Source organism: Pseudomonas sp. AC239 (genome assembly GCF_979258545.1).
The window spans coordinates 3,504,554-3,531,204 of the sequence record NZ_OZ409864.1 but is presented as its reverse complement, the minus strand read 5'-3'; the positions used below and the strand labels follow the sequence as shown (position 1 = coordinate 3,531,204).

Annotated in this window: 27 protein-coding genes, 1 tRNA gene and 1 pseudogene; 12 read left to right on the top strand and 17 right to left on the bottom strand. The window is 60.1% G+C overall.

The genetic code is table 11. The features are described from left to right. Positions 1-190 precede the first annotated feature (190 nt). The 4 genes from ACZ0AZ_RS16080 to ACZ0AZ_RS16065 all read right to left on the bottom strand — a co-directional run bounded on the left by ACZ0AZ_RS16080 (position 191) and on the right by ACZ0AZ_RS16065 (position 4,465). On the bottom strand, positions 191-1,123 hold the full coding sequence (locus ACZ0AZ_RS16080) for a D-2-hydroxyacid dehydrogenase (protein WP_463537723.1): 933 nt from the start codon (positions 1,121-1,123) through the stop codon (positions 191-193). A 105-nt stretch (positions 1,124-1,228) separates the two neighbouring features. Further along, on the bottom strand, positions 1,229-1,522 hold the full coding sequence (locus ACZ0AZ_RS16075) for a YcgL domain-containing protein (RefSeq protein WP_016771234.1): 294 nt from the start codon (positions 1,520-1,522) through the stop codon (positions 1,229-1,231). Further along, positions 1,519-2,652, bottom strand: coding sequence for a ribonuclease D (gene rnd, locus ACZ0AZ_RS16070; RefSeq protein WP_039760942.1), 1,134 nt, complete (start codon positions 2,650-2,652; stop codon positions 1,519-1,521). Before rnd ends, ACZ0AZ_RS16075 begins: the two co-directional genes overlap by 4 nt. A gap of 163 nt (positions 2,653-2,815) precedes the next feature. Then, on the bottom strand, positions 2,816-4,465 hold the full coding sequence (locus ACZ0AZ_RS16065; RefSeq protein WP_463537722.1) for a phosphoethanolamine transferase: 1,650 nt from the start codon (positions 4,463-4,465) through the stop codon (positions 2,816-2,818). Positions 4,466-4,779: 314 nt separating this feature from the next. On the opposite strand from ACZ0AZ_RS16065, the gene ACZ0AZ_RS16060 reads away from it, so the two are divergent. Together ACZ0AZ_RS16060 and ACZ0AZ_RS16055 are read left to right on the top strand one after the other, a co-directional pair. Continuing rightward, positions 4,780-5,952 (top strand): cyanate transporter, encoded by a 1,173-nt coding sequence (locus tag ACZ0AZ_RS16060; protein WP_463537721.1) that lies wholly within the window; start codon positions 4,780-4,782, stop codon positions 5,950-5,952. Between the two features lie 175 nt (positions 5,953-6,127). After that, positions 6,128-7,063, top strand: a complete 936-nt coding sequence (locus tag ACZ0AZ_RS16055; RefSeq protein ID WP_039760938.1) for a LysR family transcriptional regulator — start codon at positions 6,128-6,130, stop codon at positions 7,061-7,063. 3 nt (positions 7,064-7,066) lie between these two features. On the opposite strand, the gene ACZ0AZ_RS16050 is transcribed toward ACZ0AZ_RS16055, so the two are convergent. Continuing rightward, a complete protein-coding gene (locus tag ACZ0AZ_RS16050; protein WP_039760936.1) occupies positions 7,067-7,432 on the bottom strand; it encodes a 5-carboxymethyl-2-hydroxymuconate Delta-isomerase in 366 nt (121 codons plus the stop codon). Between the two features lie 164 nt (positions 7,433-7,596). After that, entirely contained in the window at positions 7,597-8,526 is a 930-nt protein-coding gene (locus ACZ0AZ_RS16045; RefSeq protein WP_039760934.1) for a LysR substrate-binding domain-containing protein, read from the bottom strand. Between the two features lie 201 nt (positions 8,527-8,727). Here ACZ0AZ_RS16045 and ACZ0AZ_RS16040 point away from each other — a divergent pair. From ACZ0AZ_RS16040 to ACZ0AZ_RS16020, 5 genes and pseudogenes are all read left to right on the top strand, one after another. Next, a pseudogene (locus ACZ0AZ_RS16040) lies at positions 8,728-8,918 on the top strand (YegP family protein). A 133-nt stretch (positions 8,919-9,051) separates the two neighbouring features. Beyond that, entirely contained in the window at positions 9,052-9,276 is a 225-nt protein-coding gene (locus tag ACZ0AZ_RS16035; protein ID WP_039760932.1) for a hypothetical protein, read from the top strand. A 49-nt stretch (positions 9,277-9,325) separates the two neighbouring features. Then, positions 9,326-9,847 (top strand): DUF4142 domain-containing protein, encoded by a 522-nt coding sequence (locus tag ACZ0AZ_RS16030; RefSeq protein WP_463537720.1) that lies wholly within the window; start codon positions 9,326-9,328, stop codon positions 9,845-9,847. A 33-nt stretch (positions 9,848-9,880) separates the two neighbouring features. Then, positions 9,881-11,407: an alpha-amylase family glycosyl hydrolase gene (locus ACZ0AZ_RS16025; protein ID WP_463537719.1), complete on the top strand. Its 1,527-nt coding sequence runs from the start codon at positions 9,881-9,883 to the stop codon at positions 11,405-11,407. 2 nt (positions 11,408-11,409) lie between these two features. Beyond that, positions 11,410-13,026, top strand: coding sequence for an alpha-amylase family protein (locus ACZ0AZ_RS16020; protein WP_463537718.1), 1,617 nt, complete (start codon positions 11,410-11,412; stop codon positions 13,024-13,026). On the opposite strand, the gene ACZ0AZ_RS16015 is transcribed toward ACZ0AZ_RS16020, so the two are convergent. The 3 genes from ACZ0AZ_RS16015 to ACZ0AZ_RS16005 form a co-directional block, all read right to left on the bottom strand. Beyond that, positions 13,015-13,992: an SDR family oxidoreductase gene (locus ACZ0AZ_RS16015; protein WP_463537717.1), complete on the bottom strand. Its 978-nt coding sequence runs from the start codon at positions 13,990-13,992 to the stop codon at positions 13,015-13,017. The two genes, ACZ0AZ_RS16020 and ACZ0AZ_RS16015, sit on opposite strands and share 12 nt — an antisense overlap. A 19-nt stretch (positions 13,993-14,011) precedes the next feature. Beyond that, a complete protein-coding gene (locus ACZ0AZ_RS16010; protein WP_039760929.1) occupies positions 14,012-14,242 on the bottom strand; it encodes a hypothetical protein in 231 nt (76 codons plus the stop codon). Positions 14,243-14,333: 91 nt separating this feature from the next. Then, a complete protein-coding gene (locus ACZ0AZ_RS16005; RefSeq protein WP_463537716.1) occupies positions 14,334-15,911 on the bottom strand; it encodes a histidine kinase famiy protein in 1,578 nt (525 codons plus the stop codon). Positions 15,912-16,129: 218 nt separating this feature from the next. Here ACZ0AZ_RS16005 and ACZ0AZ_RS16000 point away from each other — a divergent pair, with 218 nt between their 5' ends. Continuing rightward, complete coding sequence (locus tag ACZ0AZ_RS16000) at positions 16,130-17,119, top strand: ribonuclease Z (RefSeq protein WP_129998946.1); 990 nt, start codon at positions 16,130-16,132, stop codon at positions 17,117-17,119. Between the two features lie 48 nt (positions 17,120-17,167). Here the strand turns inward: ACZ0AZ_RS16000 and ACZ0AZ_RS15995 are convergent, their stop codons facing one another. Together ACZ0AZ_RS15995 and ACZ0AZ_RS15990 are read right to left on the bottom strand one after the other, a co-directional pair. Next, positions 17,168-17,677, bottom strand: coding sequence for a ferritin-like domain-containing protein (locus ACZ0AZ_RS15995; protein WP_039760925.1), 510 nt, complete (start codon positions 17,675-17,677; stop codon positions 17,168-17,170). Between the two features lie 77 nt (positions 17,678-17,754). Then, positions 17,755-18,639, bottom strand: a complete 885-nt coding sequence (locus tag ACZ0AZ_RS15990; protein WP_039760923.1) for a manganese catalase family protein — start codon at positions 18,637-18,639, stop codon at positions 17,755-17,757. 291 nt (positions 18,640-18,930) lie between these two features. On the opposite strand from ACZ0AZ_RS15990, the gene ACZ0AZ_RS15985 reads away from it, so the two are divergent. Together ACZ0AZ_RS15985 and ACZ0AZ_RS15980 are read left to right on the top strand one after the other, a co-directional pair. Then, entirely contained in the window at positions 18,931-19,230 is a 300-nt protein-coding gene (locus ACZ0AZ_RS15985; protein ID WP_129998945.1) for a metal-sensing transcriptional repressor, read from the top strand. 8 nt (positions 19,231-19,238) lie between these two features. Continuing rightward, entirely contained in the window at positions 19,239-20,069 is an 831-nt protein-coding gene (locus tag ACZ0AZ_RS15980; RefSeq protein WP_463537715.1) for a nickel/cobalt efflux transporter, read from the top strand. A 1-nt stretch (position 20,070) separates the two neighbouring features. On the opposite strand, the gene chrA is transcribed toward ACZ0AZ_RS15980, so the two are convergent. The 6 genes from chrA to dapA form a co-directional block, all read right to left on the bottom strand. Next, entirely contained in the window at positions 20,071-21,426 is a 1,356-nt protein-coding gene (gene chrA, locus ACZ0AZ_RS15975) for a chromate efflux transporter (RefSeq protein ID WP_463537714.1), read from the bottom strand. Between the two features lie 120 nt (positions 21,427-21,546). Next, positions 21,547-21,636 (bottom strand) — tRNA-Ser (locus ACZ0AZ_RS15970). A gap of 84 nt (positions 21,637-21,720) precedes the next feature. Further along, the gene (gene purC / locus ACZ0AZ_RS15965) at positions 21,721-22,434 is read right to left on the bottom strand and encodes a phosphoribosylaminoimidazolesuccinocarboxamide synthase (RefSeq protein ID WP_016771262.1); all 714 of its coding nucleotides are present in this window, start codon (positions 22,432-22,434) and stop codon (positions 21,721-21,723) included. Between the two features lie 28 nt (positions 22,435-22,462). Then, complete coding sequence (locus ACZ0AZ_RS15960; protein WP_463537713.1) at positions 22,463-23,224, bottom strand: MBL fold metallo-hydrolase; 762 nt, start codon at positions 23,222-23,224, stop codon at positions 22,463-22,465. A 6-nt stretch (positions 23,225-23,230) separates the two neighbouring features. Further along, entirely contained in the window at positions 23,231-24,346 is a 1,116-nt protein-coding gene (bamC, locus tag ACZ0AZ_RS15955) for an outer membrane protein assembly factor BamC (protein ID WP_039760911.1), read from the bottom strand. 17 nt (positions 24,347-24,363) lie between these two features. Further along, complete coding sequence (gene dapA, locus ACZ0AZ_RS15950) at positions 24,364-25,242, bottom strand: 4-hydroxy-tetrahydrodipicolinate synthase (RefSeq protein WP_129998904.1); 879 nt, start codon at positions 25,240-25,242, stop codon at positions 24,364-24,366. A 328-nt stretch (positions 25,243-25,570) separates the two neighbouring features. Between dapA and ACZ0AZ_RS15945 the strand changes: the two genes are divergently transcribed. Then, entirely contained in the window at positions 25,571-26,131 is a 561-nt protein-coding gene (locus ACZ0AZ_RS15945) for a glycine cleavage system transcriptional repressor (protein WP_039760908.1), read from the top strand. 10 nt (positions 26,132-26,141) lie between these two features. After that, positions 26,142-26,615, top strand: a complete 474-nt coding sequence (locus ACZ0AZ_RS15940) for a peroxiredoxin (RefSeq protein ID WP_463537712.1) — start codon at positions 26,142-26,144, stop codon at positions 26,613-26,615. Positions 26,616-26,651: the final 36 nt, after the last annotated feature.

The window sequence follows — 26,651 nt, the reverse complement described above, 5'->3', positions numbered from 1 at the left end:
CAAGCGCTGGCGACTGCCGGTAAATCCGCTTGTCAGCGCCAGCGCCGCCCGCTGAGCAAACTGGTGGCTGCACTTTGAAACCAATGTGGGAGCGAGCCTGCTCGCGAAAGCGCTGTGTCAGACACGCTGTTGTCGACTGACACGCCCTCTTCGCGAGCGGGCTCGCTCCCACAGTGAAGTCGGTGGAGAGTCAGTAACCGCGGGTGAAATCCACCTCGCCACGCAACGCTTCACCCGCCTCATACGCTTTCAGGTTCTGCACAAACAAATCCACCATCAACGCCGGCGATGTCGGTGCCGAGCTGTGTCCGGTGAGCAGCAAGCCCCACGCGGTCCAGAAGGGGTGGCGTTGCGGCAGTGGTTCCTGGCGGCAGACGTCGATCACCGCGCCGGCCAGATGCCCTTCTTTCAAAGCCTCAACCAGATCGGCATCAACCACCGCGACACCGCGTCCAGCGTTGATGAACAACCCGGTCGGTTTGAATTGCTTGAACAGCGCCGCGTCGTAGATATCGTGGGTGTGTTCGGTGTTCGGTAGCAGATTGACCACGTAGTCCACCTCGCCCACCAACCGTGGCAGATCGGCCAGCGCGCCGACTTCGACGAATGGCGCCTGTTCCCGCGCGGTGCTGGCGATGCCGTGCAGCTCGACGCCGAACGGCAGCAGAAATTGCGCGACACTTTGGCCAATGTCACCGGTGCCGACGATCAGCACCTTGCGCCCGACCAGACTCTGGCCGCTGCGGTTGTCCCACTTGCGCTCGACCTGACTGACCAGCCGCGCGAGCACTTCGCGTTCGTGGCCAAGGATGTAGGTCAGCACGTATTCGGCCATGACCTGACCGAAAATCCCCACGGCGCGGGTCAGGCGATAATCGCGGCGCAGGCCGTCGGCGAGCAGCGGCGTGATGCCGGCCCAGGTCGATTGCAGCCATTGCGGTTGATGCCCTTGGCGCAGCAGGGTCGCCAGCAGATCCGGCTGGCCCAGCCACACCGGGCAATCGGCGGCCTGACGCGCCAGTTCGGCGGAGTCGCCGCTGGTCAGGACTTCAAGCTCGGGCAGTGCCTGACGCAGCAGGCGGGCGTATATCGCGTGGTCGTGTTCGGCAATCAGAACGCGCATCTTCAAACCTTTCGCAAACCGTGCAGACGGCCGCCGGGTTGGGGCCGGCCATCGCGGTAAAAACAGTTCCAGGGTTAACCGAGGCCCAGGACAGGGCCTCGCGGGTCAGACCGGGTCGTTGCGTCGCAGCAACTCTTCGGGCAGGTGCTCGATGTATTCGTCCTCGGCCGGTGGCATCTGCAGGTGATAGCCCTGCTTGTCGAGGTTTTCCAGGACCACGGTAATATCTTCGCTGGCCAGTTTGCGCTCGGGCGACAGCACCAGATCGAACGAATGCTTCGCTTTGCCGAAAGCCGTCATCAGCGCATCCGGCACGCGCTCGAGCGCATCGCTCTTGAGCACGTAAAGATACATGCCGCTGCGCTTGGAGCTTTGGTAGATGGAGCAAATACGTTTCAAGGCTGTTCTCCGGCGGTGGCCAGGCTGTCGAGCAGCTTCTGGCCGAGCAATTCGCGGCGCCAGCCACGCAACGAATCGGGCAATTGGTAAGGCCCCTCGGGAAAGCCGCTTTTGACCAGGGCTTCGAGGGTTTTCTTGCGCAGCATCAGTTCCGGCGCAATACCCAGGCGTTCGGCCTCAGCCTGGCCCAGTGCGCGCAGTTGTTTGATCAGCGCAGCGGCTTCGATCGGCAACGGCTCCGGCACTGCCGGCGGCCATTGATCAGGGCTCACACTGCCAGAGCGCTTGATCAGATCAAGCAGAAACTGCCCGTCCTGACGTACGGTACGCGGGTGCATGTCTTCGATCTTGCCTAGCGCCGCGAGGTTATCCGGCTGCGTGCGGGCCAAGGGCCACAGCGAGTGTTCACGAACAATGCGGTTGCGCGGCAAGTCGCGGGCACGGGCTTCTTTTTCGCGCCAGGCGCACAGTTCACGCAGCACAGCGAGTTGCGCGCGGGACAGCTTCCACGCCAGTTTCGCCTCGCGATAGACCTCGTACGGATCGGTCTCGCGGCGCAGGTTGGCGACGAGTTCGGCGCCATCTTCCAGCACCCAGGCGAACTTGTCGTCGGACAGCTTGGGGCGTAACTCGACGAACACCTCGGCCAGATGCACGGCATCTTCGGCGGCATAGCTGATCTGGGTTTCGGACAGCGGACGCTGCAACCAGTCGGAGCGGGTTTCGCCCTTGGGCAGGTCGATGCCGAGCACCTCCTGCACCAGACGCGAGTAGCCCATCGAGAAACCGAGATTCAGATAAGCGGCGGCCAGTTGCGTGTCAAACAATGGCGCCGGCAGGCTGCCGGTCAGGCGCAGCAGCACTTCGAGGTCTTCGCTGCAGGCGTGCAGGACTTTCAGCACCGCCGGGTTCTCCAGCAGCGCGGCCAGCGGTTGCCAGGCGTTGATGGTCAGCGGATCGATCAGGTAGGCGCGCTTGCCGTCGCCGATCTGTAACAGGCCGGCAATCGGGTAGAAGGTGTCGACCCGCATGAATTCGGTGTCGAGGGCAACGAACGGCAGCTGCTGCCACTCGGCGCAAAACTGCGCGAGGCTTTCGTTGTCGCGAATCCAGTGAATATCGATAGCCACACGGCTCTCCCTTGAAGAATGGCGCGCAGTATATATCGCCACCGACGATTTACGCGCCTTTGCAGGGCAAGAGCTGTAAGGAAATGTCTTGCCTGTCAGCAAGAATAGTCTGACAGCAGAAACAGAAAGGCCTGTCGCATCGACGCGACGGGCCGCAAACGCTTCACTCCTTGGCCAACACGCCGTCGATCACCGCACCACGACAGCCGGCAAACATGTCCAAGGCAGGTTGATAAACGCTGCTGCGCACCTCCAGCAGACCGAGCATCGAGTGGAACAGGTTGTCCTGACTCAGTGGTTTGTCCCGGCTCATTTGCAAACAGTGTGTGTCGACCGAGTAAGCCTTCTGATAACTGTCGGAGAACCACGCCAGCATCGCTACATGCTTTTGTTGCTCAGGCGCCAACATGTACGGCGTGCCGTGCAGAAACAGGTTGTACTCGCCCAGCGATTCGCCGTGATCGGACAGATAAAGCATGGCGGTGTCGACTTTGTCCTGATTAATGCGCAACACATCGATCAGGCTCGCCAGCACATGGTCGGTGTACACCAGTGTGTTGTCGTAACCGTTGACGATACTTTCGCGGCTGCAATTGTTCAGTGCGTTACTTTCACAGACCGGAGTGAAGTGTTCGTACTCCTTGGGATAACGCTTGAAGTAATCCGGGCCGTGACTGCCCATCTGGTGCAGAACCAGCACGGTGTCCTTGTCCAGATGATCGATGAAACCTTGCAGGCCCTGCAGAAGTATTTCATCACGGCATTCGCTGTTGGCGCAGAGCGCCGGATCCTGCAACTTGCTGACATCCTGCACCGTGACGCGGTCGCAAGTGCCCTTGCAGCCGGACTGGTTATCGCGCCAGATCACATCAATGCCGGCCCGCTTGAGCACATCGAGCAAACCTTCTTCGTTCTTGGCTTTGCTGGCGTTGTAATCCTTGCGGCCCATGTTGGAGAACATGCATGGCACCGAAACCGCAGTTTCCGTGCCGCAGGAATGCACATCGGTAAAGGCGATCAGCCCGGCCTCCTTGTTCAGCTGCGGCGTGGTGTCTCGGTCGTAACCGAGAATGCCGAAGTTCTGCGCCCGCGCACTTTCCCCCACCACCAGCACCGTCAGCGATTTGCGTGGCTGGAACTGCAAGTCGGGATTGCGCTGGGCATCTTCGCCAATCTTGATAAACGGCTGCTGCGCCGAAACCACTTGCTCCTGCAGGTAACCAATGGATGCGCCGATGTAATTGCTCGGCACCAGCATCAGGCGAATTTCGTGATGATTGCGAAACAGCGACGACAAGCCTTGGTAGTTGGCCAATGCGACAACACCGATCACTGCCGCAGAGGCGACACTGACGATAACTTTGCTGAACAATTCACGATGCCAGCGCCGATAATTGACCGGTACTTTCCACAACAACAAACACGGCAAAACACCCAGCAAGAGAATATAAGCGAATAACTTCAACGAGAGCAGATCACGCACTTCCGTCGCATTGGTTTCGGCAAAGTTACGCAACATGCCGGCATCGATCATCACGCCATATTGGCTCATGAAATAAGCCACGCCGGCGCTGACTAAAAACAACAGGGTCAACAGTGGTTTAAGCAGTGGCCGGAAAGCGAATAACGTCAGCACGATATTGAACGCGGCAAAGATCATCACGCCGAACGCCACGCGCATGGCGATGCCCTTGCCATCGGCGGCGGTGATCTCGAACAGATGTTGCCAAAGCACCAGATTGAAACCGAGCAACAAAAAGGCGCTGGCGAACAACGTCACCCATTCCGGGCGCACGGCTTTTAACTTCAACATGATGAGTGACAGTTCCTGAAAGAAGAGCCTCGTCAATTGTGAAAAATTCATTCACCGAGGCATGACAAACTTTAGGCAGGCATGGATCAATTTTTCGTGAAAAAGATGCTAATGATTAGTTGCTTTCGAGTACCGAGATGAAAGTTTGCGCGTATTTGAGAATGGTTCAGGTTTTATTCAGTTTCTCGCCGTTCACAATTTCCTTGCAGGAGTGCGGTGTTATCGAGTTTTTAGGTCTGGCCCGGGATTTTCTGATTTGCCGATGCGCGCGTCGCCACGCTTAATCACCAGCCTCTGCAATCGAAGATCCGCTGATGAATCAAACCCGCCCTGCTGTCTGGCTGATGCTGGCAATCGTCCTCGTCGCACTCAACCTGCGCCCCTCAATGGCAGCCATCGGGCCGCTGCTTTCGGCCATCCGTGGCGATATCCCGTTGAGCTTTACTCTTGCCTCTCTGTTAACGATGCTGCCGGTCATGGCCATGGGACTGGCGATGTTCTTCGGCCTGAGCATCAGCGAGCGCCTGGGCGAACAGCGCACTATTTTGCTGTCATTACTGATCATCGGGCTGGCGACGCTGTCGCGGCTGTTTATCGATTCGGCCTTTGAACTGATCGTCAGCGCAATAGTGGTCGGTATTGGCATCGCGTTGATCCAGGCGTTGATGCCGGTGCTGATCAAGTCGCGCTTCCCTGACAACGTGGCGTTATGCATGGGCGTCTACGTCACGTCGATCATGGGCGGCGCCGCGATTGCCGCCTCGTTCGCGCCACTGGTGCTGGCGCAGGCCGGCAGTTGGCGTGTGGGGCTGGCCATCTGGGCCGCGCTGGCATTGATCGCGTTGCTGGTCTGGTGCTTGCAGCCGGCGCAAACCGTATCAAGGGTGACCCAGCGGGAGTCTTTCATCACGCGCCGCCGCGCCTGGTTGCTGGCGATTTTCTTTGGCCTCGGTACGGCGTCCTACACCTGCGTCCTCGCCTGGCTCGCCCCGTACTACGTGGAAAAAGGCTGGAGCGAACAAACCGCCGGGTTGCTGTTGGGTTTTCTTACGGCGATGGAGGTCATTTCCGGCTTGGCAGTGCCGGCGATCGCCAATCGCAGCCATGATCGACGCGGGATACTGGCGTTTTTGCTGATGCTGATCATCGGCGGTTTCTGCGGGATGATACTCGCCCCGGCGCATCTGGTACTGCTGTGGCCGTGTTTGTTGGGGCTGGGGATTGGCGGCCTGTTTCCAATGAGCCTGATCGTCGCGCTGGATCACTGCGACGAGCCGCAGCGCGCCGGAGGCCTGACCGCGTTCGTGCAGGGGATCGGCTATCTGATCGCCGGACTTTCGCCGCTGTTGGCAGGGCTGATCCGCGATCGGCTGGGCAATTTCGAAGGCGCGTGGTGGGCGCTGACGGCGGTGATGGTGATCATGCTGCTGATGGCGATGCGCTTCGACCCACGCCACTACGCGCGCCACTTGCCTGGCCCGGACTAGAGGCCTCTGGCCATCTTTCCCGCACGGGATTGGCAACGTCGTGTTGCTAAAAGTTTCTGTCCCACATGTATCCGTGAAATGCCCTACAAGGGTTTCTACTGGCACCATCGTTCCGTTAGGATCATACGCACACGTTTGCGCGAATTCTGCGCAAGGGCACAGCGAGACGGAACTCATGCTGAACAGTAATTTGCTTCGCAAGCTCGACATGCAGGATTTGATGGTATTTGTCGCCGTGTACGAGCAGAGCAGCGTCACCGATGTCTCGGAAACGCTGTTTGTCAGTCAGTCCACCGTCAGTTATTGCCTGAAGAAACTGCGCACCAGTTTCGAAGACGAGTTGTTCATCAATACCCGCACCGGCATGCGCCCGACCTACAAGGCCTGCAGCATGTATGGCCATGTGCAGAAGATCCTCGAAAGCATCAACCTCTGCCACGCCGGGGCCCCGGCCTTCGACCCGAGCCGGCAAGCGGTGACCTTCAACATCTGCGCGCCGGAATATTTCGAGCAATTGATCCTGCCGCGTCTGTTGAAGCGCTTCGATTTCGACGACTTGCCGGTGATGGTCAACATGCACAAGTTCGAAACCGACGTACCGGCCGATGAGCTGCGCGACGGCAGCCTCGATCTGGTGATCAGTTTCGGCCCGCACTTTCATCGCCAGCATGCGGATCTGAAATCCCGGATGCTGCTCGAAGATGACTTGGTCTGCGTCTTCGACAAGCGTGCAACGCCACTGGAACCGCGCTTGAGCCTGCAAGCATTCACCGAGCGTCGGCATGTATTCCCGACGCCGTGGACTTCGAGCACCAACATGGTCGACGGCTGGCTGGCGCGGCAGGCGCAGAAACGCCAGATCGTCGCGCGCTCGAACAGCTACAGCGCCGCGTTGAAAATGATTACCGGCACCGATTTCATCCTCACCCTGCCCCGGCGTATCCAGCGTTTGCTGACCAACGATGCAGTGTTCAATCACTGCGAGGCGCCGAATGGCTTGCCGGGTTTCACTCTCGACATGCAGTGGAGCCAGAACGCCGATCAGGACAGCGCCAACCTCTGGCTGCGCGAGCAGGTGATTCAGGTGTGCAGCGAGCTGGAAAGCGTCTGAGCCTCAGATGCCGATCGCGGCCTTGCTGTAGGACTCGCGATCGATGTCGAGCAGTTCGACGCACAGTTGAACTTGGAGCCCGGCCGGCCATTCACACAGTTCCTGCAACACCGCCAGCAGGCTTTGCGAGAGCTGCTTTTTGATCTCCGCCGAGCGCCCGCTGAGCAATGCCAGTTTCACATGGACGAAGGCGCGCTCGCCGAGGGCCGTGCCGACCTTGAAGTTCTCCACCTTGATCGCGCGGCTCTTGATATCGAACTCGGCACCAAACTGTCCGGAACCGACCAGCGTGTTGTTGAGCCGGATCAGGGCGATGTCAGCATTCAACTGCGTCAGGTTGGCGGTGTATTCCACGTGCAGGTGTGGCATTGCGGATCTCCAGTCGGCGGATGCGGGGGCGTACGTATACCACAGTCGGCTCAATGCATTACCTGCAGGAGCTGTCGAGTGAAACGAGGCTGCGCTTTTGATTTTGTGTTTTTCACAATCAAGATCAAAAGATCGTCCGATCGGGCCCGAGCCTTCGGCAGCGCCTACAAGGGATCGTGGTGCTCAGTTGGTCGTTCACTCATGAACGCTTCCAGCCGCGAGCGCAGCCAGCGTTCGGCCGGGTCGCTGTCGACGTGGCTGAGCCAGACCATCGACAGGTCCAGCGTCGGCGTTTTGAATGGGAACGGCTCCTTGAACAGCGACCCGGACGCCGCCATCGCCGCGGCGGTGTAATCCGGCAGACTGGCAATCAGATCAGTGCCGGCCAGTAACGCCGGCAGTGCGCTGTACTGGGGCACCGACAACACCACCTGCCGCGTGCGCCCCAACTCCGCCAGCCACTCATCAGCATAGCCACTGACATTGGCCGTGTGCGACACCAGCACATGCGGGCGAGCGCAATATTCGTCGAGGGTCAGCGGTGTATCAGAGGCATCGGCGCGCAGGATGCTCGGCTGAATATGGCGCAGCAGTTTGCGTTTGGCGTTGGCGGGCAGGCCACGGGTCTGGCTGATGCCGACGGTGATGTCGCCAGCCGCAAGAAGGTCGGGAATGCGCCAGTAATCGACATGCTGTACGACGAACACAACGTTCGGTGCCTCTTGGCGCAGCGCGCGCAACAGCGGCGGCAGCAGGCCGAATTCGACGTCATCGGAAAGGCCGATGCGAAAGGTCATGGTGCTGGTGGCGGGGTCGAAATCGCGGGTCAGGCTCAAAGCCGCCGACAGTGAATCCAGTGCCGGTTTCAGATGGCGGTAGATATCTTCGGCGCGGGCCGTCGGTTCCATGCGATGGCCGACGCGGATGAACAGCGGGTCGTTAAGCATCGTGCGCAAACGGTTGAGCGCCGAGCTGATGGTCGGCTGGCCGAGGAACAGCTTCTCCGCCGCGCGGGTCACGTTGCGTTCGAGCATCAGGGTCTCGAACACCACCATCAGGTTGATGTCGGCCTTGCGTAGTTCATTGCGATTCATCCATTGCCCCTGCTCCCGGAATAGCGGCAGTGTAGAAAGGCCTTGGGGATGCCGTCCATAAACGTTTATGCGGCGGCTTTCGCAGAAACATCCGCGAACGATTGGAAACAAATCCGCGATAGCCAAAAAAAACCGCTGCGCTAGGCTTGCGTCGATGCGCCACAGAGGTTGGCGCGCCTATCAATCGCAGGGAGCGAACCCATGTATTTCGAAATCTACGACAAACCCGCGGCACCCCGAGCACTGGCAAAGGGCAATGGCGCTGGCGTCTGCGCGCGCGCAACCACGAGACGGTGGCCAGCGGCGAGTCGTATGTGAACAAGGCCGATTGCCTGCACGTGATCAACCTGATCAAAGCCGTACAGGGCGAGACGCCAATCAAGGAAATTTGAGCGAGACCCTTTTCATCGGCGAAGCGGCACCGTCTGTCGCCGTTCAAAGCGTTTATTTGAATGCTCGTCAGCGGTGTTCATCAAAGGTGCATGTACTGCAATGTTTGCTGCCATGCACTCAAGGATTCCAGCCATGTCCCATGAGCACCGCTACCTCATCAGTTTCATCGTCGACAACCAGCCGCAAAGCCGCACGCTGATCCACGATGGCGACACTCTCGACCCCGGTCTCGCTGAAACCCTGGTCAAGACCGCTTTCCCCGAATTGAAGGCTGCTTCACTGAGCGACGTCCAGGTGCAGAAACGCACCAAGCCCGACGAAGGCGACAATATCCCCGGCCACTATCAGCAACCATGAGTCGGGCCCGGGCCGCCACCCTCCATTGATGCTGCGGAGTTTACGCGCCATGAAATCACTCGCCGCGATCTGCCTTGCACTGCTGGCTGTAATCGTCCAGCCCAGCCATGCGGACACTATTGATGCCTTCATCGAAGAGGCGGCACAGCAAAGCCTGTTCCAGCACAACAGTTCGCGCATAGCACTGGAAAAGGCCACCCTGCCCGAGGTCAAAGCGTTTGCCCGGCAAATGATCGCCGAGCATGAGCGTTTCGATAAGCAAATCCGACAACTGGGGCAAAGCCAGCATATGGCAGTTCCCACCGAACCTTCGATGGCATCCAAAGCCAAGCAGCTACGCCTTGAATCAAGGGACGACGCCTTCGACCGCATCTACATCGACAGCCAGGCCGAAACCCTCGAGCAAAAACTGATGCTGTTCAAGAAAGAAGCGATGTCATCGCAAAGTCCGCAGCTCAAGGCTTTCGCCCAGTCCGCCTTGCCGGGCATTGAAAAACAGGCCAGAACCGCTCGGGATCTGCAGGAAAAACTCAAGCCCTCCGCCGGCGCACTGACGCCGCCCAAGCCCTAGATCGATTCCGCAAGCACGGTACAAGGAGAAACCATGTCGACATCGCCCTGGTGGAAACACGCAGTCATCTATCAGGTCTACCCGCGCTCCTTCGCCGACACCAATGGTGACGGCATTGGTGATCTGCCCGGCCTCATCGCTCGGCTCGATTACCTCAAGGCTCTGGGCATCGATGCGCTGTGGCTGTCGCCGGTGTACCGCTCGCCGATGGTCGATGCCGGCTATGACATTTGCGATTACACCGACATCGATCCGCTGTTCGGCCATCTCGCCGATCTCGACAATCTGATCTCACAAGCGCACAACCGTGGCATCAAGGTGCTCATGGATTTCGTGCCCAATCACACTTCCGATCAGCACCCTTGGTTCATCGAATCCCGAGCCAGCCGCGACAGTCGCAAGCGCGACTGGTACATCTGGCGAGATCAACCGAATAACTGGCGCGCCTCCATCGATGGCGGCAGTGCCTGGAGCTGGGACGAGGGCAGCCAGCAATACTATTTGCACTTCTTCTTGCCGCAACAGCCGGACCTGAACTGGCATAACCCCGAAGTCGTGCAGGCCATGCACGAGGTGCTGCGGTTCTGGCTCGATCGCGGCGTCGATGGCTTCCGGATCGATGTGGTGCATTGCGTCGGCAAGGATCCGACATTCGCCGATGATCCGCGCTGCCTGGCCGGCGAAACCATGGTGCAGATCAATGACCAGCCCTACAGCCATGAAGTGCTGCGTGGGTTGCGCCGTCTGGTCGATGGCTACCCTGGCGACCGCGTACTGATCGGCGAGGTGAACATCCGTTCCACCGCTCAGGTAGCCGCCTACTACGGCGCCTGCGATGAACTGCATATGTCCTTCAATTTTCCGCCACTGGATGCGCCCTGGGATCCGGTGGTATTTCGCCTGTGCATTCGCGACGTGGAAAGCCTCCTCGGCGCTCAGTCAGCGTGGCCGACCTGGGCTTTATCCAACCACGACAACCGACGCATCCGCAGTCGTTACGGTGGTTCTCTGCGCAGGGCGCGGGCGGCCGCTGTGATGCTGCTGACTCTGCGCGGCACGCCGTTCATTTTTCAAGGTGATGAGCTGGCTCTGGAAGATACCGTGGTCGATGCGCAGACCCGCGTGGACCCCGGTGGCCGCGATGGCAGTCGCGGGCCGATTCCCTGGGCTGCCGATCCGCCACACGGCTGGAGCGGGTCTGCGCCGTGGCTGCCCTTTCCGCCCGACGCTGCTGAACTGGCGGTGCAGGTGCAACAAGCCTCAGCCGAATCAACGCTCACGTTGTATCGCCAATTGCTCGATTGCCGCCGCAAGAGTGAAGCGTTGCGTCTTGGCGACTGGCAGGGATTGCCGTCACACCCGCAAGTGCTGGCGTATCGGCGTCACTGCGCGGGAGACGAACGGATTGTCTGCATCAATTTCGACCAGCGCGAACACAGCTTTCCAATGACCGGCCATTGGCAGGTCGACGTCGCCAGTGACACCGTTCCCGCAAACCAGCCTTTCAACGGAACGCTGGCAGCGGAACAAGCGCTGATCCTGCGCCCGGCCGAGGGCTGATCATGAGCGCCGACTGGTATCGCAAAACCCTGATCTATCAGATTGATCCATCGCTGTTCCTCGACAGCAACGGCGACGGCTGCGGTGACTTGCGCGGAGTCATCGACCGACTCGACTACCTGCAGGCACTGGGTGTCGGCACACTGTGGCTGTTACCGATTTTCGCTTCGGCATTTCGCGATGCCGGGTATGACATCAGCGACCATCGACAGCTCGAGCCGCGCTTCGGCACCGAAGACGATTGGCGCCTGTTGCTCAGGGAGGCGGGCAAGCGCGGCATACGCGTAGTGCTGGAACTGGTATTGCAACACACCAGCAATCAGCACCCGTGGTTTGTTCAAGCACGGCGTGATCGTCATAGTCGCTATCGTGATTACTACATCTGGTCGGATCAGCCAGTGGACGATGGCAACCAGCCTATTTTCCCGTCGGTGGAGGACAGCATCTGGCAGTGGGACGAACAGGCCGGGCAGTTTTACCGCCATTTGTTCTATCGCCATGAACCTGACCTGAATCTGGCCAATCCGGCGGTGGTCGAGGAAATCGAGCAGATCATGGGTTATTGGCTTGACCTGGGTGTGGCCGGTTTTCGCCTGGACGCAGCGTCCCACGCGGTGGAACAGGCCGGTGGCGGCTACGAGGAACAAGGAGTCTGGCTGCTGGAGCGCTTGTCGACGCTGGCGCGGCGGATCAATCCCGAGTGCGTGCTGATGGGCGAAGTCGATGTCGAGCCGGAGCGCTTCGTTCATTACTTCGGTGACGGCAATCGCCTGACCCTGGCACTGGATTTCTGGGTCAATAATCACCTGTTCCTGGCCTTGGCTCGCGGTCAGGCCGAGCCGCTGATCCGTGCGCTGCACCGGCGCCCGACACCGCCCGATGGCGCCAGTTACGCCGTGTGGCTGCGCAACCATGATGAGCTGGATCTGGAACGTTTGACCGAGCGCGAGCGCAAGGAAGTCATGGAAGTGTTCGCGCCGGATCCGCACATGCGCGTATATGGACGCGGGATCCGACGTCGCCTGGCGCCGATGCTGCGCGGGGATGTCGGTCATCAGGCCCTGGCCCAGGCACTGCTGGCGTCGCTGCCCGGTACGCCGATTCTGCGTTACGGCGAAGAAATCGGCATGGGCGATGATTTGCGTCGTCCGGAAAGACTCTCGGTGCGTACACCGATGCAGTGGTCAGCCGAGCGCAACGCCGGGTTTTCAACCGCCGCGTCAGCCAGGCTGGCCGCACCGGTGGTCAACCATGGGCCGTTTGCTTTTGCGCAGCTGAACGTCGCCGCGCAGCAAGCGGATGACCGCTCGTTGCTGAGTCGTTGCCGACGCATCCTGCGAGCGCGCGCGAACCTTGCTGAAGTCGGTGAAGGCCAATGGCAAATACTCGAGAGCGGTCATCCTGCAGTATTCGCCATCGTGCACCGGGCGCAGTCGTGCACAGTGATGTTGTGCAATCTCAGCGATAAACCGGTGAGTCTCGACGACACGCTCGATATCGTTTTGCAAGACTATGAACCGATCCTCGCAGACCGGAAATATGCCGCGCCGGACCGAGGCAATCTGGCCCTGGCCGGCTTCGGCTATCGCTGGTTTCGCTGGCGACCCTCAGAGCTGTAGAAGCACCACGCCCACGAGGCCGGCGATCAGCGCAGACACTGCCAGCACTTGTGTCGAGGTCAAGGCCAGCGCCGCGTCCTTTGATCGGCCGACGAAGCGGCCACGGGTCTGATGCAATCCCGGCTGCGCCTCGAACAGGTTGTCGGGGTGCTCGTTGTCCTCAGGCTCGTCAGTTTGCTGGCCGGACCAGGCGGCGCGCGCCATCAGACGGTCGAGCAAACCCGGCATGACCGATTGGCCAATAATCGCTTTGATCGTCGATCCTCCGAGCCACAGCTCGCGAGGTGGATGCCTGACCACACTGAAAATCGCCCGCGCTGCCACGTCGGGGTCGTGGATCGGTGGCACCGGTTGCGGGCGCTTGGGCAGTTTGTTACGCGCCCAGTCGAACTGCGGCGTATTGATCGCCGGCAATTGCACCATGCATACGCGGATACGGCTACGCTCATGCAGTAACTCACAGCGCAATGAATCAGTAAAACCGCGTACAGCGAACTTTGCCCCGCAATAGGCGGCCTGCAATGGAATGGCGCGATAGGCCAGCGCCGAGCCGACCTGGATGATCAATCCTTTGTTGCGTGGACGCATCAACGACAATGCTGCCAAGGTACCGTGAACGGTGCCCAGATAGGTCACTTGAGTGACGCGCTCGATCTCGGCGGCGGACAACTGTTCTATCGGCGAAAGCACCGTAACCATCGCTGCGTTGACCCACACTGCCAGCGGCCCGAGGTTGGCTTCCAGTTGCTGCGCGGCCTCCTGCACAGCCAGCGCATCGGCGACATCAACGCTGACCGTTTCCACCTGGACGCCATACGATTGCAGCTCTTCCTGCGTAGCGGCCAGTCCCGCCGGATCCCGCGCCAGCAAGCCGATGCGGTAGCCGCCGGCGGCAAACCGGTGAGCCACCGCACGCCCGACGCCGGCACTGGCGCCGCAAATCACCACGACTGGTTGGTCCTGCATGGATCGCCCTCCCTGACGCTCAGTCAATCGGCCCGATATTGATCATCAGGTCTTCGCCCAGCCCTTGCACCTTGGCCAGCACATCCACCGGCGTCTCGCTGGAAAAGTGCACGACGTAGCCCATGCCGCTGCCGTCTTCCTCAATCGCGCTGACCCAAAGCTCCACTTCGTCAGCATCCAGCCCCAGCGCCTGGCCGAACTGGCGGTTGCGGTGATCGGAATCGGTTTCGTCCATCGGATAATCGCTCATGGCCAACATCTCCTCGGGGATCGATCCCCTCACTGGTTGCTCAATGCGGTCTTTAGGATGGACGCCGAACGCGCGCTGTCAGTTCGTTTTTTCAGCCAAGCATCGAGCGCAGCTTGCGCAACAGATCCAAGGGCGCGTAAGGCTTGGCGATCAATTCGAATTCATTGTCCGCCAGCTCATTGGGCGTCGACTCGTCCGCGCAATAGCCGGTTGTGAGCAAAATTTTCATGGCCGGATAGCGCTGGCTGATTTCCCGTGCCAAGGCCAGCCCGTTCATCTCGCCGGGCATGACCAGATCGGTAAACGCCAAGTCATAATCACCGCCCTGCAGTACTGCCAACGCCTCGCGCGCATCTGCAGCGATGTCGGTGCGGTAACCGTGTTCGGACAGGACCAGACGGGCCAGCTCAGCAACCTCCGGACGGTCCTCGACGATCAGAATGCGCTCGGTGCCTTTGAGCTTTTCGGCATCGGGCGACGATTCCAACGCCGTCGGCAGACTGTCGTCGGCCGCAAAGAACAGGCGCACCGTGGTGCCGAGTTCCGGCGTCGATTCGATTTTGACCACGCCGCCGGACTGCTTGACGAAGCCATAGACCATCGACAGCCCGAGGCCGGCGCCGCTGCCCTCCTCTTTGGTGGTGTAGAACGGTTCCATGACCTTATCAAGATCGTCGGCAGCAATGCCCACACCGTTGTCGGCGATTGCGATGCACACGTAACGTCCCTCGGCCAATCCGGCCTGGTGCGGATCCGTTGCGTCCGGCACCATGACATTGCGGGTCTGCACAGTGATCATCGGCTGGCGCTGCTGACTCAGCGCGTCGCGCGCATTGGACAGCAGATGGTTCAGCGCCATCTCGGCCTGCGCCGGGTCGAGCCGGCAATTCCACAGGTCCTCGGCGAGGTCGAACTGCGGCTCCAGAGCAGCAGATTCCAGCGACGGCAACGTTGACCGCTCAAGCATGGAATTGAGATTGATTACCCGGCCTTCGAGCCGTTGCCGCCGGGAAAAGGCCAGCAAATGTTGGGTCAGCAGACGGGCTTTTTCCGCCGCTGCACGGGCGTGGCCGGCGCCTACCACGATACGCTGCGGATCGATGCTCGGCCGCTTGGCGGTGTGCTGGATCAGTTCGATGTAGCCGATCATCACTTGCAACAGATTGTTGAAATCGTGGGCAATGCCACCGGTCAACTGCCCCAGTGCTTCCATGTTTTCGCTGTAACGCAAACCGTCCTCGGCGTCACGGCGGCGGCTGACGTCCATTTGCGAGGCGAAGAAATACACCAGTTGCCCGCGATCGTTGAATAGCGGTGCGATAAACAGCTCGTTCCAGAACGACGAGCCGTCCTTGCGATAGTTGAGTACCTCCACGCAGGTTTCGTGGTGATGTTTCAGCGCTTGCTTGACCTGTTGCAACACGGCGCGATCAGTCTGCTCGCCTTGCAGAAATCGGCAGTTGCGCCCGAGCACTTCTTCCAGCTCGTAGCCGCTGAGTTCAAGAAACGCGTTATTGGCGAAAATGATGGGATCGTCGGGCTGCGCAGGGTCGGTAACGATCATGGCCATGCGGCTGACCTGCACCGCCGCGAAGAACACATCTTTGCGTTCCTGCGAAAGGACCGCTGCGTCGGCGCGGTCGACGATCGGTCTGGATTTTTTAGGCAAGCTAACCTCCGCTAAGCTCATTGCGTTTCGCTGTGACCATTACCAGCGAGAAGAGTGCCAAGGCCGGGCGCCGACAGCACGGGTGTCCGATGAGTTGCCGCACAATATCGATGGATCCGAATCGCGTCGCTGAGTGTCGAAAGCACACCGAGCACTGCACGCGGTTACCGCGTCTGGCAGTCTGCATAGTCAAATCCGAACCGCCAGGGAGAACCACCGTGGATTTGTTGTTTCTGGGCACGTCTGCCGGCGTGCCGACCCGCCAGCGCAATGTCAGCGCCACGGCACTGATCGCATCTGCCGGCAAGGGCTGGTACCTGATCGACTGCGGTGAAGGCACTCAGCACCAAGTGCTGCGCACACCGCTGTCACTGAGTGAATTGCGAGCGATTTTCATCACTCATGTGCACGCCGATCACTGCCTGGGCTTGCCGGGTCTGCTGGCGAGCACCGGCATGTCCGGACGCTCGCGGCCGCTGGACATTATTCTGCCGGCGGCGCTGCATCCGTGGCTGAGAATGAGTCTTGAGGTGACGCAATCGCATCTGCCCTTCGAGATCAACCTGCACGCGGTGGAAACGCTCACCGAATGGCGCAACGTTAACGTCCAAGTGCAGACCGTCGAGTTGTCGCACCGTGTGCCGTGTCACGGTTATGTGTTTACCGAATCCGACCCGGAGCCGCGTCTCGACGTGCGGCGCCTCGACGCCGAGGGCATCGAACGCGGCCCGCTGTGGGGTCAGTTGGCCCATGGTCAAAACGTGGAGGTTGACGGGCGGATGCTGCACGCACGCGACTATCTGCTGAGCGCGCGACCTGATCGGCGCATCATCGTTTGCGGCGATAACGATCGCCCGGCACTCCTGGCAGAAGTGGCGCAATCGGCGGACGTGCTGGTGCATGAGGCGACATTCGTGCAGGCAGCAATCGACCGCGCTCGTGCCAGTTACGGCCACAGCAGCGCCGCTGCGATCGCCGGTTTTGCCGAGGCCGCAGGGGTGCGCAATCTGGTGCTGACGCACTTCAGCGCACGCTATCAGGCCAACCCGGCGCTGAGTCCGTCGATCGAAGATGTGCGCAGCGAAGCGGCGGCGCTGTATAACGGCCGACTGATTCTGGCGCGGGATCTTCAGCGCTATCACCTCGACCGCTTGGGTCATTTGCAGCCCGTGGCAATCGAGCGCAAACCGCTGGAAGTCGCGCCGTAGCTTGATACCGCGTCCGCCCGCTCGGCAGGCGGACGCCGGTGAGCAGGGTTACTTCTTGGCTTCCTTGTCCGGATCCGCCGAGCGCTCGAGAAACGCGTCAGTCAGTTGCGGCAAATGCTTGAGCAGCCATTCAGCCATGGCCACTTCCTGCGGCAGAATCTGTTCGCAGGCCTTCTGCGTCTGCGTGTCCCCCGCTGCTTTCGCCGCTGCGATCAGCACGGTGTAGCTGGCAACCTCCATGTTCTCGAAAACGTAGCCGGCCATGGCGCCCTTGATCACTTCGTCGCTCATCAAGGAGCCGCCAACCGCCTGACCGAACGCCATCAATTTGCCGCCCAAGTCCTTGATCGTTGACGAATCACCGCCCAGACGTTGCAGGCATTCGTCGATGAGTTTCTGCTGGCCGAGGGTTTCTTCGATGTGCTGGTCGATGCGTGCCTTGAGCTGCGGGTAATGCTCCAGGCGCTTGGATTGCGCCTTGAGCATCTGCTCGGCCTGTTGCTCCATGGCATGGGCATCACGCAGCCAGTCGAGCAGGTTTTCCTGTGGAGTAGCCATTGTCGAATCCTCTTCTTGATGATTTCACAGTGATCAACCGAGGCGCGCCGCCTGATGTCCGGCGCGCCCCACGTGCCTTACAAGCCTGGTTTAGCCTGCGCGCCGGAGCCCAGATCTGCACCGGTAACCGGCTCGCTGTTGGGATCGGACATGGTGCGCATCTTCATGTTTTCCAGCAGCGCTTCGTCGGCGCTATCCAGTTGCACGGTGGCCAGGCCATCACCGCCGTCGACTGCCGGCGTTGGGCTTTCGACAAACTCCCAATCGTCGCCCTGATTCCACGGCCCGCGCATGCTTTCGGTGCCTTGCGACATGTTGAAGTAGACGTTGGTGAACTCAGGCATGCCGGGCAGCTTGCCTTGCGGGAAGTTGGGCTGAATCGAATGCAGGGCTTTTTCGAACGACAACTGGTGGGCGATCTCGCGGGTCATCAGAAAGCCCAGCGCCTCTTTCACGCCGGGGTCATCGGTCACGTTCATCAAGCGCTCGTAAACAATCTTCGCCCGCGCTTCTGCAGCGATGTTGGAGCGCATGTCGGCGGTGGGCTCGCCGATCGTATCGATGTATGCCGCCGTCCAAGGCACACCGGCCGAGTTGGTCAACGGCGAACCGGCACCATAGAGCAGGCTGGTGATGTGCGAGTCATTGCCATTGCCATTCAAAGAGCGATACAGCTCACCCTCCTGCTCGACACCTTCGGCCATCCGGCCTTTGGCACCCTTGTTGAGCATGACGATGATCGAGCCGATGATTTCCAGGTGGCTGAGTTCTTCAGTGGCAATGTCCATCAGCAGGTCTTTGCGTCCCGGATCGTCCTCGGCCAGCGCTTGAGTGAAATAGCGCGAAGCCGCCGCCAGTTCACCTTGTGCGCCGCCAAACTGCTCGAGCAACAGATTGGCCAGTCCCGGATTGGGCTGGGCGACACGAACGGTGTATTGAAGTCGCTTGTTATGTAGAAACATGACAAATCTCCTCAGTCGGATAAGCGTGGCAAGTCGTGGGTTAAAAGCCTGCCTACCCTTTTGTGAAGCATTGTCTTCGCGGAAATTTCAAAAAATTTGAAGTGACAGGACAAATGGTCTGAACCGCGGGATCAAGCGAAACGGCCGTGTGCCGCTTGCGCTGCTCGCTTTGAATTGAGCGGAACTAATCACACAGCAACGGGTTCACGACGCGCTGTTTCAGGGCTTGTTAGTATCCCCCCAGGGGGGATAGCATTGGCGCACGTTCAGATCTGCTTCGAGGTGCAAAAAATGAGTAAGCACACACACGAACACGGGCATGCTCATGTTCACCAAAGCCACGAAGCAATCATCAAACGCCTCAAGCGTGCGGACGGTCATTTGCGCGGCATCATCACGATGATCGAAGAAGGCCGCGAGTGCGTGGACATCGCCCAGCAACTGCACGCGGTTGAAAAAGCCATCTGCCAGGCCAAGCGCACGTTGATTCAGGATCACATCGACCATTGCCTGGAAGACACCGTCTCGGCACTAGGCAACGGCGAGCGCGCACCGCTGGAAGCGTTCAAACAAATCACCAAATACCTCTAGGTTCCGACATGCCCGATTTTGCTCAACTGCTGCAACAAGGCGGGGCCAACGCCTGGCTGTATTTCCCCAGTGCGGTTCTGCTCGGCGCTTTGCATGGCCTGGAACCGGGCCATTCGAAAACAATGATGGCGGCGTTCATCGTCGCCATTCGTGGCTCGGTCAAACAGGCCGTGCTGTTGGGCCTGGCCGCGACGTTGTCGCACACGGCGGTGGTCTGGCTGGTGGCGATCGGCGGAATGTACCTGGGCGCCGGGCTGGATGCGCAGACCACCGAGCCGTACTTTCAGCTGGCGTCTGCGGCGTTGATCATTGCGATTGCGCTATGGATGTTGTGGCGGACCTGGCGGGGTGAGCGGATGTTCAACGTTGCTCATGGGCATGATCATCATGACGGTCATGATCACAAGCATCACCATGGTCACACCGAATCGGAAGGTCTGGCGCTGGCAGTTGAAGGTTATCAGGACGCCCATGAGCGCGCGCATGCCGAGGATATTCGCAAGCGCTTTAGCCATCGCGAAGTGACAACGGGGCAGATTGTTGTATTCGGTTTGACCGGCGGTTTGATCCCCTGCCCCGCCGCGATCACCGTTCTGCTGCTGTGTTTGCAAGTCAAAGAGGTCGCGCTGGGCGGCATGCTGGTGTTGTGTTTCAGCATCGGCTTGGCGATCACTCTGGTGACCGTGGGAGCTGCGGCGGCGATTGGCGCCAGACAGGCGTCCAATCGTTGGCCGTGGTTGGGCACATTGGCGCGGAGGGCGCCGTATGTGTCTGGCGTTCTGATTATCGCGGTTGGGCTTTACGTCGGTTTCCACGGCTGGCTGGGCCTGACCGCATGAATCAACGCAGCAAATGCACCACCAACCCGATCAGCGCACACCCCAGCAGCACCTCAATCACCCCGCGCTTGAAGCGAAACAGCGCAATGGCCGCGGCAATCGCAATCAACGCCGACGGCCAGTCCAGGCTGGCGCTGAAGCCCTGCGGCCAGAGCACGTGATAACCGAAGAAACACGCCAGATTGAGAATCACCCCTACCACCGCAGCGGTGACCGCGGTCAGCGGCGCAGTGAATTTGAGTTCGTCGTGCGTCGACTCCACCAGCGGGCCGCCGGCGAGGATGAACAGGAATGAAGGCAAAAAGGTGAACCACGTCACCAGCGCAGCGGCGACCGCTCCGGCGAGAAATACCTGATCGGCGCCGAACACCTGCGACACATAAGCCCCGACAAAACCGACAAACGCCACCACCATGATCAGCGGCCCGGGCGTGGTTTCGCCCAGCGCCAGACCGTCGATCATCTGCGTCGGCGTCAGCCAGCCGTAGTGGCCGACCGCACCTTGATAGACATAGGGCAACACCGCATAAGCTCCGCCAAAGGTAAGCAGCGCAGCTTTGGTGAAGAACCAGCTCATTTGCGTCAACGTGCCCTGCCAGCCGAATAGCGCGGTCAATACGCCCATCGGCAATGCCCAAAGCGCGGCGCCAATCACGGCGAGCATGGCCAGTTTCGTCCAGCTGAAACGGGCATGCGCCGGAGTTGGCGTGTCGTCGTCGATCAACGCCGCGCCGAAAGACTTCTTCGCCGCGCTATGCCCGCCGGCCCTGAATTTCTCCGGTGCCAAGCGTCCGCCAAAATAGCCAATCACCGCCGCGCCCAGCACGATCAGCGGGAACGGCACATTGAACGCAAAGATCGCGGTAAACGACGCTGCCGCAATCGCCCACAGCCAATTGTTCTTCAGCGCCCGCGAACCAATGCGATGCGCCGCCTGCACCACGATGGCCGTCACCGCAGGCTTGATCCCGTAAAACAGCCCGGCCACCACCGGCACTTCACCGAAGGCGATGTACAGCCACGACAGGAACATCAGGATGAACAGCGAAGGCAACACGAACAACGCCCCGGCTACAATGCCGCCCCAGCTTCGATGCATCAGCCAACCAATGTAAGTTGCCAACTGCTGCGCCTCCGGCCCCGGCAGCAACATGCAGTAGTTCAAGGCATGCAGAAAACGCCGCTCGGAAATCCAGCGCCGCCGCTCGACCAACTCCTGGTGCATGATCGAAATCTGCCCGGCCGGCCCGCCGAAACTGATAAAGCCCAGCTTCAACCAGAACCAGAACGCCTCGCGCAGACTCACGGCCTGCGGCCTAATGTCGTCATCACCCGCCAACGGCTGAACTTCACTCATCGAGCTGTTCCTTTTATGCAGTCGGCAGGTTGTACCCGAAAAGCGCAACGAACAAAACGCCAGAAACGAAAAAGCCCCCGTAATCAGCAATGATTACGGGGGCTTCGTCTTGTTCAATAATGGCGGAGAGATAGGGATTCGAACCCTAGGTACCGGTGAAGGTACAACGGATTTCGAATCCGTCCCATTCGGCCACTCTGGCATCTCTCCAACGGCGCGCATCATAACAACACTTTCGTTGGTTGCGAACCCCCCAAACGAAATTTTTTCCGTGCTATCAGATGCTTGCGTCGATTAAAGCGGTACGCCCAGACGAGCGGCGACTTCTTCGTAGGCTTCGATGACGTCACCGAGGCCCTGGCGGAAGCGGTCCTTGTCCATCTTCTTCTTGGTGTCCTTGTCCCACAGACGGCAGCCGTCCGGGCTGAACTCGTCGCCGAGGACGATGGAGCCGTCGCTGAACACGCCGAACTCAAGCTTGAAGTCGACCAGCAGCAGGCCGGCGTCGTCGAACAGTTTGCTCAGGACTTCGTTGACCTTGAGCGACAGTTCTTTCATGCGCGCCAGTTGCTCGGCGGTGCCCCAACCGAATGCCACGACGTGGGATTCGTTGATGAACGGGTCGCCCTTGGCGTCGTCCTTCAAGAACAGTTCAAAGGTGTACGGGTTGAGCTTCATGCCCTCTTCGACGCCCAGACGCTTGACCAGGCTGCCAGCGGCGTAGTTACGCACGACGCATTCCACCGGGATCATGTCGAGCTTCTTCACCAGGCATTCGTTGTCGCCCAGCAGTTTGTCGAACTGGGTCGGCACGCCGGCCGCTTCGAGCTTCTGCATGATGAAGGCGTTGAACTTGTTGTTCACCATACCTTTGCGATCGAGCTGTTCGATGCGCTTGCCGTCGAACGCCGAGGTGTCGTTGCGAAACAGCAGGATCAAGCGGTCAGCGTCGTCGGTCTTGTAAACCGATTTGGCTTTGCCGCGGTAGAGTTCTTCACGTTTTTCCATGATGGGCTCCGCTTGCTAAGTAGGTGGGCTAGGCGATGTGGCGCCAGTCGAGCCCTGAATCTTGATCGGCCAGTTGCAGCCAGTCCGGGTCGCACCCGAGGGTGTCGACAAAACATTGCCGGGCCAGCTGCGGCAGGTTGTTCTTGCTGCTCAGATGGGCCAGGACCAGGTGTTGCAAACCCTGCCAACCCAACTCGGCCACCAGGAATGCCGCCTGATGGTTGTTCAGATGTCCGCGTTCGCCGCCCACCCGCTGCTTGAGAAAGTACGGGTAATGACCTCGGGCCAACATGTCGCGGCAATGGTTGGACTCGATCATCAATGCATCGAGGTCCCGATAGCCATCCAGCACCCGCTCGCAGAACGATCCCAGGTCGGTCAGCAGGCCGAAGCGCCGCTGTTCCTGATCGCTGAAGACATACTGGGTCGGCTCCTGCGCGTCATGGGCCACGGCAATGACCCCGACGTTCAGTGCGCCGATCTGCAATTGTTCGCCGCCGGCCAGAAAGCCTGCGGGTTCAAGCGGTTTGCGCATCCCGCGCAACGTGCCGCGACTGAGGTAGACCGGCAGATTGTAGCGCCGAGACAGCAAACCCACGCCATGCACGTGGTCGGCATGTTCGTGGGTCACAAGTATCGCGCTCAGTTGCGCTGGGTGCACACCCAGGCGCAACAGGCGTCTTTCGGTTTCCCGCAGGGAAAAACCACAATCCGCCAGCACATACGTATCAGCGCTGGCGATCAGCGTGCCGTTCCCTTGGCTACCGCTGCCGAGAACGGCAAAACGCATATCGGATCAGCCCAGGTTGTCCTGAATCACGCTCAACACTTTACGCGCGACATCGGCCGGTGCGACGGTGTTGATGTTCTTTTCGACGGTGACCTGGATGTTCTCGCCCACCTTGCTCAGGCGAACCTGATAACGCTCGGCGCGGGCTTCGACTTCTTCCTTGCTCGGCGCGCTGCCGAACAGACTGCTGAGGAAGCCAGGCTTGTCGTCTTTCTTCTCGGCTTTTTCGGCCAGGTTGATGTAGTACAGGCCCAGGCTGCGGTTGATGTCTTCAACGCGCCATTCGCCCTGTTCCAGCGCACGGCCGACGCTCGACCAGGCGCGGTCCAGATCGGTACCGACGTTCAACACCGGGTTGCCGCTACCGTCTTCGCTGAGGCTGACGCGGCTTGGCGCGTCGAAATCACGCGAGGCCAGCATCGACACCGAACCGCCCTTCTCGGAGGTGCGGCTCATGCTCGCGAGCATGTCGTCGACCAGCGCAGCGTCCAGGCCAGTGTTGACCGAACGGTTGGTGAAAGCCACGTCCGCCGTGCTGCCGGCAGGACGCTCGGCGCTGACCACGTAGATTTCACTGGTGTTGCGCTGCACGCCCGGCTCGATGCGCACGCGCACGCGGGTTTCGCTGTCGCTGGCGATACCGGCCGCACTCAGGCGCTTGGCCATCGACGCGGACAGCTCGTCGGAGTGCTGCCAGGTGGTGGTGAATTCACCGGTCTGCGGACGCTGTTCATCCAGACGGAAACCGTTGTCCTGGAAGAACTGCAGCGCCACTGGCCAGACTTCGGCCGGTGGATGCTGGGCCACGACCCAACGCGTATCACCGCTCTTCTGCAGCGAATAATCAGTGGCATCGGCAACCGCCGACAGCGGTTGAGGACGCGGAACAACGTATTCGCCCGTCGCGGTGTCATCGGCCACGTTGCGCGGGATCGGCAACAGCGGATCGAGACGCTTGGCAGTGCTTACATCCGGTGGCAATTGCATCGGTGCAGTCTGTTGCGCTTGCAGGTAATCGCTTCCACGGTCGCGGAAATAACCTTCCGGCCCCCAGACCCATCCGCAGCCACTGGTGCTGGAGATAATCAAGGCAAGTGCGGAAAGTCCGGCCATTCGCTTCATGCGTTGTACTTCCTCAATTAAACCAGGACGCTGCACTGGCGCAGGGCCGTGCGCAGCGTTTCATGACAAGGGGTGCTCAGCCAGGTCAGTGGCAGGCGGATGCCTTCGTGCATCAGGCCCATTTCGACCAAAGCCCACTTCACCGGAATCGGGTTGGCTTCGATGAACAGGTCCTTGTGCAGCGGCATCAGTTTTTCGTTGATTGCCCGTGCGGTATCGGCGTCGCCCTTGAGCGCGGCCTCGCACAGGTCAGCCATTTCGCGCGGCGCGACGTTGGCGGTGACCGAAATGTTGCCTTTGCCGCCCAGCAGGATCAGCTCGACAGCGGTCGGATCGTCGCCGGACAGCACGATGAAATCCTTGCTCACGCCATCGATGATCGCTTTGGCGCGCTTGAGGTCGCCGGTGGCTTCCTTGATGCCGATGATGTTCGGCACGGTGGACAGGCGAATCACGGTCTCGGCCTGCATGTCGCAGGAGGTGCGGCCGGGAACGTTGTAGAGAATCTGCGGAATGTCGACGGCTTCAGCGATGTGTTTGAAGTGCTGGTACAGGCCTTCCTGGGTCGGCTTGTTGTAATAAGGAACCACCAGCAGGCAGGCATCGGCGCCGGCGGCCTTGGCGTTGCGGGTCAGCTCGACGGCTTCGCGGGTCGAATTGGCGCCGGTGCCGGCGATGACCGGAATGCGCCCGGCAACCTGTTTGACCACGGCTTTGATGACGGCGATGTGCTCTTCTACATCAAGGGTGGCCGACTCGCCGGTTGTACCGACGGCGACAATGGCATGGGTGCCGTTCTTGAGGTGGAAGTCCACGAGTTTGCTGAGGCTGTCCCAGTCAAGACGCCCTTGTGCATCCATGGGAGTGACCAGTGCCACCATACTGCCCGCAATCATGAAACCGCTCCTGCCGGAAAAAGAGAGCGGTAATGGTACTGGCGCCAAGATGCTTGCACAAGCGAAGTACTGCGCCGCCGCCATTCCCCTTGGCGCCGCTTTTCGCTACCCTTCAGACTTTGATCGGTACAGATCAGCTTGTACGCCGGGTTTCAGCCTCCCTTTTCGGCCTCCCAGGGCCCGTTCCTGCGTCGCATCGACGCGCTCCCGCACAGTGGAGCGAGCCGCGAGCGCCGGCCGGGTCTCTTTATACGGACCGCCAGAACAGGCACTCCCGGCCACCAACGCCCGTCAACCTACCGACCGCTCATCGCTTTAGGAATGCTGCATGTCCACCCCCACAGTTCGCGAACAATTCCTTGTCATCAGTGCCCTCGGCGCCAACCCCATGGAGCTGACCAACGTCCTGTGCCGCGCCAGCCATGAAAACCGCTGCGCCGTCGTCACCTCTCGCCTGACCCGTCACGGCGAGTGCAGTGCCCTGGTGCTGGAAATTTCCGGCAGCTGGGACGCCCTCGCGCGCCTCGAAGGCAGCCTGCCATTGCTGGCCAAGCGTCATGCGTTCACTGTCAACGTGGTACGCAGCGCGGCTCTGGAAAATCGCCCACAGGCGCTGCCTTACGTGGCTTACGTCAGCTCGGCGTATCGCCCGGACATCATCAATGAGCTGTGCCAGTTCTTCATGGACCACAACGTCGAACTGGAAAACCTCACCTGCGATACCTATCAGGCGCCACAGACCGGCGGCACCATGCTCAACGCCACGTTCACCGTAACCCTGCCGGCCGGTACCCAGATCAGTTGGCTGCGCGATCAGTTCCTCGACTTCGCCGACGCGATGAACCTGGATGCGCTGATCGAGCCTTGGCGCCCACAAAACCCAATGTAAGGAAGCTTTCATGGCCGTTGTCATCGACCAACCGGTTGCGGATTTCACCGCGCCTGCGACCAGCGGGCAGACCGTCAGCCTGTCCGGACTCAAGGGCAAGCAAGTGGTGATCTATTTCTACCCGAAGGACAGCACCCCGGGCTGCACCACTCAGGGTCAGGGCTTTCGCGATCAATATGCGGCGTTCAAGGCTGCCAACACTGAAGTCTTTGGCATTTCCCGTGACAGTTTGAAATCGCACGAAAACTTCAAAGGCAAACATGAATTCCCCTTTGAACTGATCAGTGACAAGGACGAAGCGGTTTGCCAATTGTTCGACGTGATCAAACTGAAGAAGCTGTACGGCAAGGAATACCTGGGCGTTGATCGCAGCACGTTCCTGATTGATAAGGACGGTGTCCTGCGTCAGGAATGGCGTGGCGTGAAAGTGCCGGGGCATGTTGATGCCGTGCTGGCGGCGGCTGAGGCCCTGAACAAAGCCTAAGATCAAAAGATCGCAGCCTTCGGCAGCTCCTACAGG

What these genes read in the sequence shown, in the direction of transcription:
- ACZ0AZ_RS16065 (WP_463537722.1), bottom strand. Translation starts at nt 4,465, where the DNA reads ATGTTGAAGTTAAAAGCCGTGCGCCCGGAATGGGTGACGTTGTTCGCC.
- bamC (WP_039760911.1), bottom strand. Translation starts at nt 24,346, where the DNA reads ATGAAGCGAATGGCCGGACTTTCCGCACTTGCCTTGATTATCTCCAGC.
- chrA (WP_463537714.1), bottom strand. Translation starts at nt 21,426, where the DNA reads ATGAGTGAAGTTCAGCCGTTGGCGGGTGATGACGACATTAGGCCGCAG.
- ACZ0AZ_RS16080 (WP_463537723.1), bottom strand. Translation starts at nt 1,123, where the DNA reads ATGCGCGTTCTGATTGCCGAACACGACCACGCGATATACGCCCGCCTG.
- ACZ0AZ_RS16010 (WP_039760929.1), bottom strand. Translation starts at nt 14,242, where the DNA reads ATGAGCGATTATCCGATGGACGAAACCGATTCCGATCACCGCAACCGC.
- ACZ0AZ_RS16020 (WP_463537718.1), top strand. Translation starts at nt 11,410, where the DNA reads ATGAGCGCCGACTGGTATCGCAAAACCCTGATCTATCAGATTGATCCA.
- ACZ0AZ_RS16050 (WP_039760936.1), bottom strand. Translation starts at nt 7,432, where the DNA reads ATGCCACACCTGCACGTGGAATACACCGCCAACCTGACGCAGTTGAAT.
- ACZ0AZ_RS16015 (WP_463537717.1), bottom strand. Translation starts at nt 13,992, where the DNA reads ATGCAGGACCAACCAGTCGTGGTGATTTGCGGCGCCAGTGCCGGCGTC.
- ACZ0AZ_RS16035 (WP_039760932.1), top strand. Translation starts at nt 9,052, where the DNA reads ATGTCCCATGAGCACCGCTACCTCATCAGTTTCATCGTCGACAACCAG.
- ACZ0AZ_RS15980 (WP_463537715.1), top strand. Translation starts at nt 19,239, where the DNA reads ATGCCCGATTTTGCTCAACTGCTGCAACAAGGCGGGGCCAACGCCTGG.
- ACZ0AZ_RS15995 (WP_039760925.1), bottom strand. Translation starts at nt 17,677, where the DNA reads ATGGCTACTCCACAGGAAAACCTGCTCGACTGGCTGCGTGATGCCCAT.
- ACZ0AZ_RS15940 (WP_463537712.1), top strand. Translation starts at nt 26,142, where the DNA reads ATGGCCGTTGTCATCGACCAACCGGTTGCGGATTTCACCGCGCCTGCG.
- ACZ0AZ_RS15945 (WP_039760908.1), top strand. Translation starts at nt 25,571, where the DNA reads ATGTCCACCCCCACAGTTCGCGAACAATTCCTTGTCATCAGTGCCCTC.
- ACZ0AZ_RS15990 (WP_039760923.1), bottom strand. Translation starts at nt 18,639, where the DNA reads ATGTTTCTACATAACAAGCGACTTCAATACACCGTTCGTGTCGCCCAG.
- ACZ0AZ_RS16060 (WP_463537721.1), top strand. Translation starts at nt 4,780, where the DNA reads ATGAATCAAACCCGCCCTGCTGTCTGGCTGATGCTGGCAATCGTCCTC.
- ACZ0AZ_RS16025 (WP_463537719.1), top strand. Translation starts at nt 9,881, where the DNA reads ATGTCGACATCGCCCTGGTGGAAACACGCAGTCATCTATCAGGTCTAC.
- ACZ0AZ_RS15985 (WP_129998945.1), top strand. Translation starts at nt 18,931, where the DNA reads ATGAGTAAGCACACACACGAACACGGGCATGCTCATGTTCACCAAAGC.
- ACZ0AZ_RS16055 (WP_039760938.1), top strand. Translation starts at nt 6,128, where the DNA reads ATGCTGAACAGTAATTTGCTTCGCAAGCTCGACATGCAGGATTTGATG.
- purC (WP_016771262.1), bottom strand. Translation starts at nt 22,434, where the DNA reads ATGGAAAAACGTGAAGAACTCTACCGCGGCAAAGCCAAATCGGTTTAC.
- ACZ0AZ_RS16030 (WP_463537720.1), top strand. Translation starts at nt 9,326, where the DNA reads ATGAAATCACTCGCCGCGATCTGCCTTGCACTGCTGGCTGTAATCGTC.
- dapA (WP_129998904.1), bottom strand. Translation starts at nt 25,242, where the DNA reads ATGATTGCGGGCAGTATGGTGGCACTGGTCACTCCCATGGATGCACAA.
- ACZ0AZ_RS16045 (WP_039760934.1), bottom strand. Translation starts at nt 8,526, where the DNA reads ATGAATCGCAATGAACTACGCAAGGCCGACATCAACCTGATGGTGGTG.
- ACZ0AZ_RS15960 (WP_463537713.1), bottom strand. Translation starts at nt 23,224, where the DNA reads ATGCGTTTTGCCGTTCTCGGCAGCGGTAGCCAAGGGAACGGCACGCTG.